Source organism: Nostoc sp. DedQUE07 (genome assembly GCF_034530975.2).
Classification (GTDB): domain Bacteria; phylum Cyanobacteriota; class Cyanobacteriia; order Cyanobacteriales; family Nostocaceae; genus Nostoc.
In genome coordinates this window covers 181,368-196,900 of the sequence record NZ_JAVRCC020000004.1, presented here as the reverse complement: position 1 = coordinate 196,900, position 15,533 = coordinate 181,368, and the positions used below count along the sequence as shown (strand labels likewise).

Annotated in this window: 7 protein-coding genes; 5 read left to right on the top strand and 2 right to left on the bottom strand. The window is 38.0% G+C overall.

Annotated elements, in window-relative coordinates; translation table 11 throughout:
• Positions 1 to 118: 118 nt before the first annotated feature.
• Together RMZ95_RS05060 and RMZ95_RS05055 are read right to left on the bottom strand one after the other, a co-directional pair.
• Positions 119 to 6,073, bottom strand: coding sequence for a non-ribosomal peptide synthetase (locus RMZ95_RS05060; protein ID WP_322685409.1), 5,955 nt, complete (start codon positions 6,071 to 6,073; stop codon positions 119 to 121).
• A gap of 251 nt (positions 6,074 to 6,324) precedes the next feature.
• The gene (locus RMZ95_RS05055) at positions 6,325 to 7,227 is read right to left on the bottom strand and encodes a methyltransferase domain-containing protein (protein ID WP_322685410.1); all 903 of its coding nucleotides are present in this window, start codon (positions 7,225 to 7,227) and stop codon (positions 6,325 to 6,327) included.
• A 978-nt stretch (positions 7,228 to 8,205) separates the two neighbouring features.
• Between RMZ95_RS05055 and RMZ95_RS05050 the strand changes: the two genes are divergently transcribed.
• The 5 genes from RMZ95_RS05050 to RMZ95_RS05030 all read left to right on the top strand — a co-directional run bounded on the left by RMZ95_RS05050 (position 8,206) and on the right by RMZ95_RS05030 (position 15,195).
• The gene (locus RMZ95_RS05050; RefSeq protein WP_322685411.1) at positions 8,206 to 9,648 is read left to right on the top strand and encodes a sugar transferase; all 1,443 of its coding nucleotides are present in this window, start codon (positions 8,206 to 8,208) and stop codon (positions 9,646 to 9,648) included.
• 214 nt (positions 9,649 to 9,862) lie between these two features.
• Positions 9,863 to 11,296: an oligosaccharide flippase family protein gene (locus RMZ95_RS05045; RefSeq protein ID WP_322685412.1), complete on the top strand. Its 1,434-nt coding sequence runs from the start codon at positions 9,863 to 9,865 to the stop codon at positions 11,294 to 11,296.
• A gap of 97 nt (positions 11,297 to 11,393) precedes the next feature.
• Positions 11,394 to 12,497 carry a glycosyltransferase family 4 protein gene (locus RMZ95_RS05040; RefSeq protein ID WP_322685413.1) on the top strand — a complete coding sequence of 368 codons (1,104 nt, stop codon included), beginning with the start codon at positions 11,394 to 11,396 and terminating at the stop codon, positions 12,495 to 12,497.
• 10 nt (positions 12,498 to 12,507) lie between these two features.
• Positions 12,508 to 13,722, top strand: coding sequence for an O-antigen ligase family protein (locus tag RMZ95_RS05035; protein WP_322685414.1), 1,215 nt, complete (start codon positions 12,508 to 12,510; stop codon positions 13,720 to 13,722).
• Between the two features lie 276 nt (positions 13,723 to 13,998).
• Complete coding sequence (locus tag RMZ95_RS05030; protein WP_322685415.1) at positions 13,999 to 15,195, top strand: glycosyltransferase family 4 protein; 1,197 nt, start codon at positions 13,999 to 14,001, stop codon at positions 15,193 to 15,195.
• Positions 15,196 to 15,533: the final 338 nt, after the last annotated feature.

Sequence of the window (15,533 nt, the reverse complement as noted above, 5' to 3'; positions counted from 1 at the left end):
CACTCTAGTTACCACTAGCAAGCATTTTTCTATTATTATTTCAAGTTTAGACCATGAAATGGCAAAACAACCCAGCAGTCCTGAGTTGTGCGAAGGTGAACTAACGGAAAAGTTCAAATTAATTTTTTGCAATCTGAGACTGCGCCTGAGTTAAGCAATTTCTCAATTTTTCAGCTAATACTTGTACATGGGGTTCTTTAAGTATGTCAAGGTGAGATCCGGGAAGGTAATGAATATCTAATCCTCCAACTACTACCTCGTCCCAGCCGAATTGAGGATCGTATTCTATGCCTATAGCTTCGTCCCGATTTTGATCCTCTGTCCGCAAAAGAACAGCTCGACCAAGGTAAGGTGAAAAAATATAGTCACTAAGGGCTTGAGTGTTAGTATCTATAACCTTTAAATGCTTGTCAGTTTCAGGTACATGAAGTACGTCTTCCAAGTAACGGTTATATGTATTTTGCAGTTCTCGCTTACGCCAATAACTCCATCTCACAACCTTTTTCCAAACATAGTTAGGCCCTTGTTGAACAATATTATTTAAATGCAAAAAAACTCGCTTGAGAAATGGCGCTTGCCAGCTATAACCTGGACGACAACTATCAAGCATAACTAAAATGCCAATTTGTTCGCCTTGCTCATAGAGTTGCCGAGCCATCTCGAAGGCAACTGTACCCCCAAAGGAATAACCTCCGAGAAAATAAGGGCCATGAGGTTGAAGGGTTTGAATTTCTTGAATGTAGTGCGCTGCCATATCTTCAATGCGGGTATGGAGAGGGTATTTTTCATCTAGCCCTCGTGGTTGCAATCCGTAAAATGGTTGTTCTGTTCCCAGATGTAATGCCAATTCACGGAAACATAAGACTTCTCCACCCAGCCCGTGAATACAGAAAAAAGGTGGCTTGGAGCCGTTGGGTTGAATTTCTACTAAGGATGACCAGCTAGATTTTGACTGATTTAAGGTATTTACTAAAACCGAGTTTGTTGTTAAATCTTCTTCTTGACAGATTATTTTGGCTAGAGCTTCTACAGTCCCTGACTGGAAAAGAATAGCAAGAGGCAGGTTTTTATTAAATGTCTTTTCAATTTGCCAAAACAGTTTTACTGCTAGGATAGAATGTCCTCCTAGCTCGAAGAAGTTATCCTTAACACCAATCGGTTGGACGCCTAAAATTTGTTCCCAAATCTGGGTTAACTGGCGTTCCAGTTGGTTACGGGGAGCAACAAAGCTCGCTTCTGACTCTTGCCTTGATAAGTCTGGTGCTGGTAAAGCGCGACGGTCTACCTTGCCATTGGGAGTTAAGGGCATGGTGTCCAGCACGACAAAAGCTGAAGGTAGCATGTACTGTGGCAATTTTGTCGACAGGAAGCCACGGATAGCAGTAATTGCAATTGCTGAGTCTTGATTCGGTATAATGTAAGCCACCAAACATCTCTCGCCGCGAACATCTTCACGAGCAATTACTACAGTCTGGAGTACATCTGGGTGTTGGGCTAACACCGTTTCAATTTCCCCTGGTTCAATGCGTATCCCCCGGATCTTGACTTGATGATCTCGGCGACCGAGAATTTCTAGAGAGCCATCTGGACGATAGCATCCGCGATCGCCTGTATAATAAAGCCAATCGTGGCGATCGTTCCGAAAAGGATTCTTGACAAACCGAGAACGGTTTTCTTGCTGGGCATTGATGTAGCCTAAACTGCGGAATGGAGTTCGGATTACAATCTCGCCCGGTTCACCGATACCGCATGGTTGGTGATTTGGTGTGAAAACCAGTGCTTGAGTTTGAGGCAACGGTAATCCTACTGGCTGTACACCAAGACTACAGTCAACAGGTACTCGATAATAACATTTTGCCAAAGTTGTCTCTGTCGGGCCATAGAGATTAACAATTTCACCTGATTCAGGAAAAGCATCCCGCCAGCGAACTACAAGGGTTTCTTTCAGAGGTTCTCCAGCCAAGAATAACCAGCGTAAGTTACGTAAAGAAACTCCTGACGGCACATTCGCTAACCATAATTGCGCCAGCGAAGGAACTGTATGCAGTACAGAAATTTGCTCATTTTCCAAATAACGCAGAATTCTCGTTGGTTCTAGGTTATCCTCTTCTTCTGGCAAGCATAGGGTTGCACCACTAGTTAAAGGTAAAAAGATATCTCTAAGAACGACATCAAAAGAAAGACCAGTTAATTGGGCAATGCGGTCTTGCTGATTAATTTCAAAGGTCTGTCGCTGCCAGTTGAGAAAATGCGCCAACCCTTTATGACACCCCAGCACCCCTTTGGGCACACCAGTAGTGCCGGAAGTAAAGAAAATATAAGCTGCATCGTCGTCAGCAATTTCAGGTAGATTTACGGTTTCAATCCTCTTTTGGGAATTTATAGCTTCTCCTGTGTCTCGGTTAACACAGATGTTAGTTAAAGACTCCCCTATATTTTCGTCTTCTGGACGCTGACCATCAATATATAATATGTATTTAGCTTTAGCTTCCTGTAGCATCAGGCGCTGGCGTTGGCTAGGAAGTTTCGGATCGAGGGTGAGTAGCACACCACCACTCAAGAGTACACCAAGCATACTGGCAATTAGCCCAAAGCTGCGTGTACCATATACGGCTACAACATCTCCCCGCTCTACTCCATGAGATAACAAAACCTGTGCTAAGGTTTGAGCGGTTTTGCCCAACTCCCCATAATTCCAAGTGCGAATTCCTTGACGAAGTGATGAATGTTCTGGGGTACGGTTTACCCAAGAGGTAAACATTGTTGTCGTCAATTCATACTGTGGTTCTGGTAAAACCGCCCTTGGTTCTGGCAGCAAAAGTTGCGCTTTTGGTGTCACCAGAGAATATAAACTAATTTTCCTCTCTGGAGCAGCAACAATTTGATTTAGCAAGTGATGGAATTGATGAAGCATTTCCATCATCCGCTCGGAAGTAAACAGAGCGGTGTTGTAAACTAAATCAAGTTGGATTCCTTGATTTTGTTCTGTAACGTAAAGAGTTAAGTCGAACTTAGAAGCTGTTTCTAGGATCGAGACTGGTTCGATAGCCACTCCAGGTAGTTCTAGTTGGATGTCCCTTAAGTTGAGCATATTAAACCACACTTGAAACAGTGGGTTGCGACTGGTATCTCGCTCTGGTTGCAGTTCTTCTACCAGTTTCTCGAAGGGCATATCTTGATGGGCATAAGCAGCTAATGCCATCTGGCGAACTCGATTTAGCACTAAACGAAAACTGGGGTTGTCGGCAAAATCAGTCCGTAAAACAACGGTGTTAATAAAAAATCCAATTAACTCTTCAATCTCAGAACGATTACGTCCGGCAATAGGAGAACCGATAAGAATGTCTTCTTGCCCAGTGTAGCGGTGCAGTATTGTCCCAAAAGCTGCCAGCAATGTCATAAATAGAGTGACACCCTCCTGATGCGAGAGTTCTGTGAGTGATGCACTCAAAGTCTGCGGTAGCATCAGAGATTGGGCTGCTCCTTGGTAAGTTTGCACTGGTGGCCGTGGTTGGTCGGTAGGCAATTCCAGTACAGTATTAGCACCTGCTAATTGGGTTTTCCAATAGTTAATTTGCTTAGAAAGTACTTCACCTGATAGCCATTGGTGCTGCCACACAGCAAAATCCGCATACTGAATGGGCAATTTTGCTAATGGAGAAGGCTTACTACTCAAAAAGGCTTCATAAAGCGCTATTAACTGCTGCCAAAGAATACCAATTGACCAACCATCTGAAGCGATGTGATGCATCATTAACAAGAGTATATGCTCCTGCTCGTCTACTTGGAGCAAAGTAGCACGCAGCATCAAGTCATATTCTAAGTTGAAGGGGCGTTGCACCTCTTGATTTAGGAGCAATTCTACTTGCTCCTTTGTTACCTGAATGATTTTAAGTTCCACTGGCCGAGGCGTACCAATTACTTGTATCGGGCTACCATCAGGTGATGTAATAAAGTTGGTTCGCAATGCCTGATGATGGACAACGATCGCATCCAGTGACTGTTGTAATATACTCAGGTTTAACTTGCCCGTTAAGCGTTGTGCATTGGAGACAATATACGCTCGGCTGTTGGGTTCCAACTGCTCCAAAAACCAGACTCGCTGCTGGGCAAAGGATAGAGGGGCTGATTGCCGATTGGCTATTTGAGGAATGGTCTGATTTTGGGGGTCGTTTTTTGGAGTTTGGTTTTGGGCGATTGCTTGAGCTAAAGTAGCGATCGTGGGATTCTCAAATAAGAGTTGCAACGCTATTTCTATTTGAAAAGCTTGACGAACTCTAGACATCACTTGAGTAGCCAGGAGTGAATGCCCTCCCAATTCAAAAAAATTGTCGTGGATGCCTACTTGTTCCAGACACAAAACTTTCGCCCAAATGCCAGCTAAGACTTCTTCTGTCGAATTCTGAGGTGGAACAAAGTTATTTGACAGCCTAATATAAGATGTATCCGGTGCAGGTAAGGCGCGGCGGTCTATTTTACCGTTGGGATTTAATGGTAGGGTGTCCAAAAAGACAAAGAAAGCAGGCACCATGTATTCTGGCAACCGAGCTTCCAAAAAGCAACGCAATTCAGCTTGACTAGGAATTTGCTCTGGACTGGCAACAATATATGCTATGAGTCGCTTGTCTCCAGGCGCATCCTCTCTGGCTATGACTAAAGTCTGCGTCAGTGCTGGATGTTGAGCTAGTATGGCTTCAATTTCTCCTAATTCAATTCGGAAGCCACGTATTTTCACTTGGTGGTCAATCCGACCAAGGAACTCGATATTACCATCGCTCAAATAACGTGCTAAGTCCCCAGTTTTGTAAAGGCGTGCCCCAGGTTCAGAGCTAAAGGGGTCAAAAATAAACTTCTCTATGGTCAATTCTGGACGGTTAAGATAACCTCGCGCTAGACCAATACCGCCAATGTGCAGTTCACCTGATTCACCAATAGGCACTGGCTGCAAATTGTCATCGAGGATGTGAATCTCTGCATTGGTAATCGGACGACCAATGGGTGCATTAGCATAATTAGTGTCTCGTCGGCAACTCCAGAAAGTGGTATCAATAGAAGCTTCTGTCGGACCGTAACAATTATGTAAAACATTGTCCAAATTCAGTTGGGCAAAGAAGCGTTCTATGAGTTCGCCAGGTAAAGCTTCACCACCGCAGGTAATGTGTCTGATGAATCGGCAATTTTCAATTCCTTTCTCTTCTAATAAGACACGCAGTACGGAAGGTACTAAAGCCAGAACTGTGATTTGCTGCTCAGTAATCACTTTCACAAGATAGGCTATATCTTGATGTCCACCAGGGCGAGCCATGAACAATTGACCCCCAAAGCACAATGACCAGAATATCTGCCACACTGAGGGGTCGAAGCTAAAAGAAATAGTTAGTAAAACTTTGTCTGTGTGAGTTAATCCAAAAGTTGTTTGCTTCCAGTGGAGTTGATTACAGATACTACGGTGAGAAATCATCACACCCTTGGGCTGTCCTGTAGAACCAGATGTGTAGATTACGTAAATGAGGTTATCAGCTGTAGTTCTATTTACAGGATTTTCTTGACTGTTTTGAATATTCCCTTGCCAGTCTAAGTCCAGACAAACCACTTGTGCCTGATGCGGTGGTAAGTTCTTAACTAATTTTTCTTGGGTTAACAATACTGGTGTCTGGGTGTCTTGCAAAATAAAAGCTAAACGTTCTGAGGGATATGCTGGATCTAAAGGCACATAAGCGCCTCCAGCTTTGAGAATGCCCAGTAGTCCTATAATCATCTCTAAGGAGCGCTCCAGGCATATACCCACAAGTACTTCCGGTCCAACGCCTAAAGAACGTAGGTAGTGCGCTAGTTGATTCGCCCGCTGGTTTAACTGTTGATAAGTAAATTGTGTATTTTCGCATATTACTGCAATGGCTTGGGGCGATCGCTCTACTTGCATCTCGAACATTTGATGAATGCACAGATACTGATGATAAACTACTTGGGTATCATTTAATTCCTGTAAAACTTGAGTGTCGATAATGTTAGTTAAGGTATTTAAGGTAATCTTTTGCTTATATTCTTCTGATGTCTGACTATTTATCTGCATTTTATATATTAAGTTCCAGTGGGCATAAATAATTAAAGGTTTATGACTAAAAAAGATATGAGCAAATATAGTTTCCAATCTCTAGAAAATAAGCAGAATACTATTAGTTATCATAGAACTGATATACAGCAATATTAAATGATACAGACGCTAGGAGCACACAGACATCTTGTGCACCCCTACTAATTATTTGAACTCCAAAGAATTGCAAACAGCTATAACACTTATCAAACTAAAAAGTTGCTTGCTCTTTAGTTTTTGACTATTACCAGTGCCTTCATTTCAGCATTGAGCAGAGGTTGATGATAATTTTTTTGGAGGTCTGGCACAGGTTTCCCATCTACAATAACTTTGTAGATTTTTGCATAGCAGTTGCTCGGTAAATTTTCAACAATTCTTGTTTTAAATGCATCAGGACTATAAGTTCTAGCAAAGCCTTCATATGCACCCCATCCAGCAAAGCTTGCAGTATTGTCAAAAATTGTAATTGCTTTGTCAACATTGGGCTTCTGAATCCGTTTATTGTTCCAGATTTCTGCATATTCGTTAGTTAAAAATAGCGGTGCAATGACAAGTTTTCTGCCCACTTTCAATAAACGTACTGCCTCTTTAATAAACTTAATATCCAAATCATCTTGAAAATGCTCAAAAGAATGATGACAGCTAATTCCATCTAAAGATTCATCTGGGAGAGGGATCGCATCAATAGAGCCACCAATGTACTTAATTCCATCTGTGACTTTTCCGTCCAATAAGGAGTCTTGACAGTAAGCATTCAATTTGAACTCCGAAACTGCCATTAAAGCCTTTATATATTCAGCTTTCTCACCACCAGCGGCATCTAGTATTTCATCACCTTCTTTCAAATCTAATAGACTCATTGTCGTCAGATATTCAAGTGGCTTAGAATGGATGTAATCAAGCTGATTATATTTACTTAATACATCCGAATTTATAAAATCCCTATAATCTTTTTCAGAAAAATATAAATTGTTTATTTCTATTTGGACTTTGCCTATTTCCGAATCATTTGTTGATCGTAAAATCTTATTAACTTTTAAATTGTTTAGACGCAAATTTGTCAGCAAACGCCATTTTTTATTGTTTAAAAACCTGCCCAATCGATCTACTATATCTAATTTACTAGTCACCATACTTTTACCCTGTGTCTTATTGATTGAAATGAAACTCGAAATTATTGCAGTTTAATCCCAAAAATCAAATTTCTGTTTTATCGAATAAATACAAACACTTACACGTAATTATAAAGGTACATTATCCTATCTCAGTAAAATCTACTTGATGAAAGATAGTTTTTACAAAATCTTCATTTTATCTCTAATTATATAAATTTAATGTAAAGTCATAATCTTATTTTTTTGGATAATTTAGCCAACCTCATAAAACTCAATTAAGTTTGTAACATCAGTCTTCTACTCTAAACTACAGTCTCATCTTAAGGTTGCTGCCCTTTTAAGACTTCATTTAGAAATATCTATGAAACTGACTTAAGTCAGTATGTAAAGTTTCATTACAAAAATCAAACTTTTAATGCATTTTGTTATAAATTATGTAATATGATTTTTAATCAGTAATTCTGCGTAAGAACAACAGATAGAATAAGACAACTTTATATTCAAAGCTGAATTAGTCTAAATAAATATGCTAGAGTGATTTCTGAGGTTATATCAATAATTCTATACCTCGAACAAAGAAGTGAAACTCTCCAAGATATCTGCGATATCCACGATCGATCTGATGTATTAGTAACCTGGAAAATTATAATATTTTATTTTTATGTTTGCCTACTTGCTTGATTCTTAACATCCGCAGTTTTGTTTAATTACTAATAATCTAAATTAGTCAACAAATCCTTTTTTTTTCATTAAATTTGTACAGACTAAAATGTGATTATATACTGCAATCAAACCTAAATATCTCGTTAGTAAAACAGCACTCAAACCGACCTGGAAAATGTTTTTGATCGAGAACTTAAAGTTACTCTAAAGAAAATGATTAAGACTAAGACTAAAAATTCCAGGTTTATTTGTAAATAAAAATAGTGAAATAGCTAAATTGTCTTGTATTTTTAAGCTCCTATCAAATTTTACCTACACCAAGTGTTCCTACTCATGAGTAATCAAAGCATTACAACAAATAAATTCAGTGAAGCACCTTTGGATTTACGTGCATCGACGTTTGTCACAGTACGTAAGGGTTCGTGGTGGTTAAGATTAACAACATTATTCTTAGTAGACTGTACTCTTTTATTTTTAGCTTGGGTTTTAGCAGCATATCAATCTACTGATGGACACTTTAGTTGGTATATACCGAGCCATTATTTACCTATTTTAACAGCTATTGGGATTCAAATAGGATCGCTAGCTATCGAAGGAATTTATAGAGAAGGTCAAAAACGTTATGACTATTTCAATATTATCAAATCGCTAACTTTTGCTCATGGATTAATACTATTAGTTAGTTTTTTGTATAAACCAGTTATTGATATAACACGTCCAAAATTAATATTATTACCTTGGTTGCTAAGTGTATTTTTTGTTTGTACTGGTAGATATGCTGTAAATATTACTCTTGAATATCTACGCAAACAAAAAAAAATAGTTCGTTCTTCTGTTTTCATTATTTGCGATCCTCAGGATCACGAGCAGATAGAGAGTTTTATAAAAAAAGAAAAGCATTACATTATATCTGGAACTGCGAATGCCAATTCACTAGACAGATATCAGCGTCAGCAAACATTGACTCAGCTTAATCAACTAGGAGTGACAGAAGTTTTTATATCTTGGGATGCACTAAAAAATAGAATGTTTTTGTGCTGGTTGTTTCAAGCATCTGGGATACAAGTACATATTTTACCGATGGAATTAAAACCAATTTACAAAAACGTACAATTCAACAAAATAGGAGGAATGCCTTGTTTAAGTTTGGATTGTCCGATAATTACAGGTAAAGATTTTTGGATAAAGCGTAGCTGTGATTTTTGTTTTGCAACTTTATTTGTAATGTTCTTATTCCCCATTTATATAGCTATAGCTATAGCTATAAAACTTGACTCTCCAGGCACAGTATTCTACAAACAAACGCGTATAGGTCTACATGGTCAACAGTTTAAAGTATGGAAATTCAGAACAATGAGGTCTGATGCGGAAAAGTTACAAAAAGAATTAGAAGCATTAAATGAAACAAAAGATGGGATTATCTTTAAAATTAAAGATGATCCTCGCATTACCCGTGTTGGAAAATTTCTCCGTCGTTACAGTTTAGACGAATTACCTCAACTTTTTAACGTTATCCTTGGAGAAATGAGTATAGTGGGACCTCGCCCTTTACCTACCAGAGATGTTGAAAAGTTTGCCGAACATCATTTTATTCGACATGAAATTTTACCTGGTATTACGGGTCTTTGGCAAGTCTCAGGTCGCTCAAACATTTTAGATTTTGAACAAGTGATTCATCTCGATATTAGCTATATCGAAAATTGGTCACTAAGGTTAGACTTTGAAATTCTTCTTAAAACAGTTATGGTGGTTTTGCAAAAAGATGGTGCTTACTAAAATAAAAAATCTCTAGCTGGGCAGCTATGATTAGAGAATTTACTTTTCGTATAAATCAATAAAATTATTGCAGTTTTCAGTTTAATTTGTGGCGGATTCAATTTAGATTTTTTTACATTACAGAGAGGATGTTCTAAAAAATCTAGCAGGATATATCCGAAAAAATCATGATGACTCAAAATGAAAGAATTAAGCTGAATTAAGAATTATAAGAATGGTAGAAAAGTACAAATTCATAAGTAATTCCTTCTCAATGATACTCAATCGGTTAGTACAAAGTGTTACAGCCTTTGTGTTAACCGCTTCGATTGCTCGTACTCTAGGAGCTGAGGCTTTAGGGCAGTATCTACTAGCATATAGCTACTATTTTATTTTTGTAGGCATTGCTTCACAAGGGCTAAAAACATTGTTCACTAGAGAACTAGCTCGTGAACCCCAAAAAACATCAGTCTATTTAATGAGTGGTACTTGCTTACAGCTAATATTTAGTTTTTTCAGTTATGGAGCATTGGTGATTGTAGTATTTTTACTTCCCTACAGTACTAAAACCTCGACTGTTTGTTACATAATGGGTTTAACGATCATCCCCTTTGCGCTTTCTAATATCACAGAGGCAATTTTTCAAGCGAAAGAAAAGATGCATCTGATTGCGATCGCTACAGTGCCAGTTTATATTTTACGCCTAATAATCATGATTTGGGCGATGCAACTAAAATATGGAATTGAATATTTAGGGGCGATCCTAGTTTTTTCTGAAACACTAATTTTAGTAATTGAATGGATTTTTATCGCTCGGTTAGTAAAAATAAAATGGCAAATCGATAGAAATTTTGTCTTGAATACAATCACAAATGCGCGCACATTTTTTGCTATTGAAGCAATAGCTGTAGTAATTGGCAGAATTCAAATACTGATCCTTTCATTATTAGGAAACGAGTTTTTAGTAGGTTTATTTGGCGGAATAACACAATTATTACAACCGTTTTTGATTATTGCTAACAGTATGAGTTTAGCAATATTTCCAAGGCTTTCAAAAGCAGTAGAGCAAGGAAGGGAAAAGCAGAGGCAGATAGCTGAAAATCTTATCGAAATCCTACTAATCATCGCATTGCCCTTGTTTCTTGGGATCTTATTGTTTGGCAAAGATTTATTAGTTTTTCTCTATAATGCTAGCTTTGCTGAAGCAAATATAGCTCTTACGATCAGCGCTGCATCACTTATTTTTTTGCCGTTTACCCGCTCACTGACTTATTTACTTGTAGCCAATGGTTTCGAGATAGTGAACCTACGTGAAGTAGTTATTACCAGTACATTAGGGAGCTTAGGAGGTGTGGTATTAGTTTCGCGCTATCAGTTACTAGGTGCAGCTTTAATGGTATTATTGATGACTATTTCTGGTTTTAGCCAGTATATTTATTTCACCTATACTCGTCTATTTTCATTAAATTTATGGCGAATTGTGCGCCGACCATTAATAATAACTATTGTAATGCTACCTATATTAATATTTTTACAAAAACTTAGTTTAAACTTTATATTAACTTTAATTATTGCAACTTGTGTTTATACTTTATTTGTAACTTATTTAGGTATTCGTGCATTTGGAGGGTTTCGGTTTTTATGGTTGAAATTGTTAAGATCGCAGTAATGTAATTAGTCTCAAATAAATTATTATTAACTCATAAATAAAAAAATATAAAAACTGATGAAATAAAGAATTTAAGAGGGAGGATATAATTGTAATTATGATTAAAGTTGCTTTATTACATTTTAGCTTTGAAGATTACACTATTGAATTAGCAAACAGTCTGGTTAAATATGTTGATTTAACGCTAATTCACCCGGAAAAAGTTTCAAATGTCTGTAGCAATGTTCTCGATCCCAACATCCGCGTAATTAGCTTTAAAAAACCACGGATTCGCGATCCACGCAACCTATTGTCGATGTACGCGATGATGCGTATTATCAAAGACATACAGCCGGATATCTTGCATGTGCAAGAAACTAACGATCCTTGGTATGATTGGACTTTGTTACTCAACAAAATGCCGCCATTGGTGACAACTATCCACGACATATTCCGTCACCCAGGAGATAGCATGGCTGTATTCGGTTCAGAGTATACTAGGCGTATTGCCTTCTATCGTTCCCAACAATTGATTGTTCATACTCATCAACTAAAAAAGATTCTAATTGAACAATTTCGTATACCTCAAGAGCGAGTCAATGTTTTACCACATGGGGAACTTGGTAGTTTGTATCAGCGTCGGGGTAAGAAATATAGTCAGACTCGCGATCCAAATACGTTACTATTTTTTGGCCGGATCTGGCCATACAAAGGATTGAAATATTTACTTCAGGCTATGCCTTTAATTGCTGAACGTATACCTGAAGTCAAACTGATTATCGCTGGACGGGGAGAAAATATCAAACAATATTTCCCTAATGGTTATGATGAGAAACACTACGAAATTATCAATGACTTTATCCCCCTTGAAGAAGTAAGTAATCTATTTCAACGCAGTACGATAACAGTTCTACCATACATAGAAGCCTCTCAAAGTGGAGTGGCAGCTTTATCTTATGGGATGGGAACCTTGGTTGTAGCCTCTGAAGTAGGGGGATTAAGTGAGATAATTCAGCATAAAAAAGATGGGTTGTTAGTTCCACCTTGTGATGTTCAATCTTTAGCTGATGCCATTATTTATTTGTTAAGCGATCGCGATTTGCAACAACGTATGCAAGCTGCGGCATTAGCTCGCTGTCAGGAAGATTTAAATTGGTCAAATATTGCCGCTCAAACAGCTCAAGTTTATTATAAAGAACTGAATATGCAAAATAAATATTAGTTAATTTATTATGAAAAAAATACTAATTTTTGCTGAACAGGTATTCACAATTTTGAGCTTGCTGATGTATTCAGGGGCAATTTTTGTTGTTGTACTGTCAGGAGGAGCAGGGCAGACTGATTTAGTAGAATATGATAGCTCTGTGATTCGGATTATTTATTCTTTAATCTACTTAGTTACCTTAGTACTACTAATTTTGCGTTGGAAGAAAACTCTTTATTTCCTTAGGAAAGACTTTTGGCTTTATTCTTTAATTTTATTGTCAGCTGTTTCTATTATTTGGTCTTTTGAACCATCAACAACATTAAAAAATAGTTTTTCCCTGATTAATTCCAGTTTATTTGGACTATATTTTGCTTCACGATATAACTTAAAACAGCAGTTACATTTACTTGCTTGGAACTTTGCAATTATTATAGTACTCAGTTTTGTTTTTGCCATAGCTTTGCCTAAATACGGAATACAGAGCGATTTGGATGGCTCAAAGTGGCGTGGAGTATTCACGCACAAAAACGGTCTGGGAGCAAGAATGGTAACAAGTAGTATGACTTTTTTTATACTTGGTTATCAAACTCAAAGACGTAATTGGCTTTTCTGGGCAGGATTTGGCTTGTCAATAATACTCTTACGGCTTTCTGCTTCCGGTTCATCTTTAGTTAACCTATTAATCATAATATTGACATTTTTTGGTTTTCAAATTTGGCGTTGGTCTTACCAGTTCATGGTACCAACCCTAATAATGATAGCTACTATCGGCCAAAGCTTATATTTTTGGTTGTCTAGTAACGCGAATGTCCTGTTCAATGCAATTGGTAAAGATGCGACGCTGACGGGTCGAACAGAGTTGTGGCCATTAGTAATTGATAAGATTTGGAAACATCCTTGGCTTGGTTACGGTTATGGTGGATTCTGGCAAGGATGGAATGGCGAATCTGCCGATATTTGGCTTGCAGCTGCATGGACGCCAAGCCACCCCCACAATGGATATCTCGCTCTTTGCCTAGATTTGGGTCTTTTGGGCTTAGGAGTCTTCTTTTTTGGATTTTGGCGCAATTATCTGCAAGGATTTGCTTGGGTGCGTAGTAGCAAAACAGCATTTGATATTTGGCCACTTATACACATGACATATATACTTTTATCTAGCCTCACTGAGTCTAACTTAATGGAATCAAATAGTTTGACTTGGATACTCTATGTGGCGGCATCTCTCTCAGTCAAAATCTAAAAATCAGATGATTAATCAATATAATTGTAACCAGCTAATAACAGCAAAACTGATAGCTGTCATGATGTGTATATGCATATTTATTATTTAATCCAGTTTCGCCAAGTTATGAATATAAGTTCCATAAATAAGGTATATTTTAGACTTGACGACTGAGTGTTTTACTAAAGTAGCCTTTCACATTTACCCTGGCTATACCTATAAATTCAGGGTTTCAAGCATTTTTCCGAGTAAGTGAATAATTACTGACTAAACTAATTAAAAATTGAAATTATTATGGCATCACCGAAAAAAGTATTAATTATTGTTGAAAATCTCCCAGTTCCCTTTGATAGACGGGTATGGATGGAAGCAACTACTTTGCAAAAAGCTGGGTATGAAGTTAGTGTAATTTCACCTACGGGTAATGGCTTTGAAAAAGATTACGAAATTATTGAGCAGATTCACATTTACCGTCACCCTCTACCACCGGAAGAAAGTTCTGTCATTGGCTATCTCCGAGAGTACAGTTGGGCGATTAACTGGCAATTCCGTCTAGCTCAAAGGGTATGGCGAGAGCGTGGTTTTGATGTCATACATATTTGTAATCCGCCCGATTTACTTTTCTTGGTAGCAGCATGGTTTAAATTATTTCATGGTATATCTATTATCTTCGATCATCACGATCTCAGTCCAGAAATGTATGAAGCTAAGTATCGTCGGCGCGATATTTTTTATTATGGATTACGCTGGGCTGAACGCTTAACCTATGCCACAGCAGATATGGTAATTTCAACGAACGAGTCACACCGAGAAGTAGCTCTTAAGCGTGGGCAAAAGAAACCAGAGAAAGTATTTGTAGTTCGTAGTGCGCCGGATCTTTCGCGCTTTCGCCGAATGCCTCCAAACCCCAATTACCGCAGAGGTAGAAACTACTTGATAGGTTACATGGGTGTCATGGGAGAACCAGAAGGTATCGATTATCTCTTAAGAATGGTATATTACATTGTCCACAAAAAAAATCGCTCTGATATTCACTTTATGCTAATTGGTAGTGGTCCTATGGCAGAAAAGCTCAAGGACTTATCCAAAGAGTTAGAAGTGAATGATTTTGTAGAATTTACAGGGTTTAAGCAAGGTGAAGAACTTTTAGAGCGGCTTTCCAGCTGCGACGTGTGTGTAGAACCTTCTCCAACATCTGCTTATAACGAAAACTGCACTATGAATAAAATCCTTGAATACATGGCAATGGGAAAAGCAATTGTCCAGTTTGATTTGCGAGAGGGAAGACGTTCTGCACAAGAAGCATCTCTTTATGCCAAACCTAATGACGAGGTAGAATTTGCCGAGAAAATTTTGGAACTTCTAGATTCTCCTGAACGTAGACAAAAGATCGGAGCCGAGGGCCGACGTAGAATGGAGGAAATTCTTGAATGGCAATATCAAGCTCCAAAACTGTTAGATGCTTACGATAAAGTTTGGCAAAGTAGGTAGCTACTTTAACTTTCAGAATTACTATATTGAGTAGTAAATGAGTTGACTAATGAGTAGATGTTTATGGTCAAAATTACAAAATGACTAAAGAACGGATTTTTTACTTGACTTTGAAATTTTGGCTTTGGCTAAGATAGTTGATCTGACAAGGAATCTAGCCGTATAATATCCAAGCCAAAAATCAAGTCTTTGATAATCCAGAAATAAATGTGAATGAATATTAGTGGTTGATGGCTAATGCAAAAAAAATTTAATTTAACCTCCTGTTACTAAAGGGTTGATTTATGGGAAGGTCGTTATAGTTAGGACGTAGTTAACTCATCTGAAATTCCAAAATT

Bases quoted from the DNA above. Each gene is read 5' to 3' on its own strand.
- RMZ95_RS05060 (WP_322685409.1), bottom strand. From the start codon at position 6,073: ATGCAGATAAATAGTCAGACATCAGAAGAATATAAGCAAAAGATTACC.
- RMZ95_RS05055 (WP_322685410.1), bottom strand. From the start codon at position 7,227: ATGGTGACTAGTAAATTAGATATAGTAGATCGATTGGGCAGGTTTTTA.
- RMZ95_RS05050 (WP_322685411.1), top strand. From the start codon at position 8,206: ATGAGTAATCAAAGCATTACAACAAATAAATTCAGTGAAGCACCTTTG.
- RMZ95_RS05045 (WP_322685412.1), top strand. From the start codon at position 9,863: ATGGTAGAAAAGTACAAATTCATAAGTAATTCCTTCTCAATGATACTC.
- RMZ95_RS05040 (WP_322685413.1), top strand. From the start codon at position 11,394: ATGATTAAAGTTGCTTTATTACATTTTAGCTTTGAAGATTACACTATT.
- RMZ95_RS05035 (WP_322685414.1), top strand. From the start codon at position 12,508: ATGAAAAAAATACTAATTTTTGCTGAACAGGTATTCACAATTTTGAGC.
- RMZ95_RS05030 (WP_322685415.1), top strand. From the start codon at position 13,999: ATGGCATCACCGAAAAAAGTATTAATTATTGTTGAAAATCTCCCAGTT.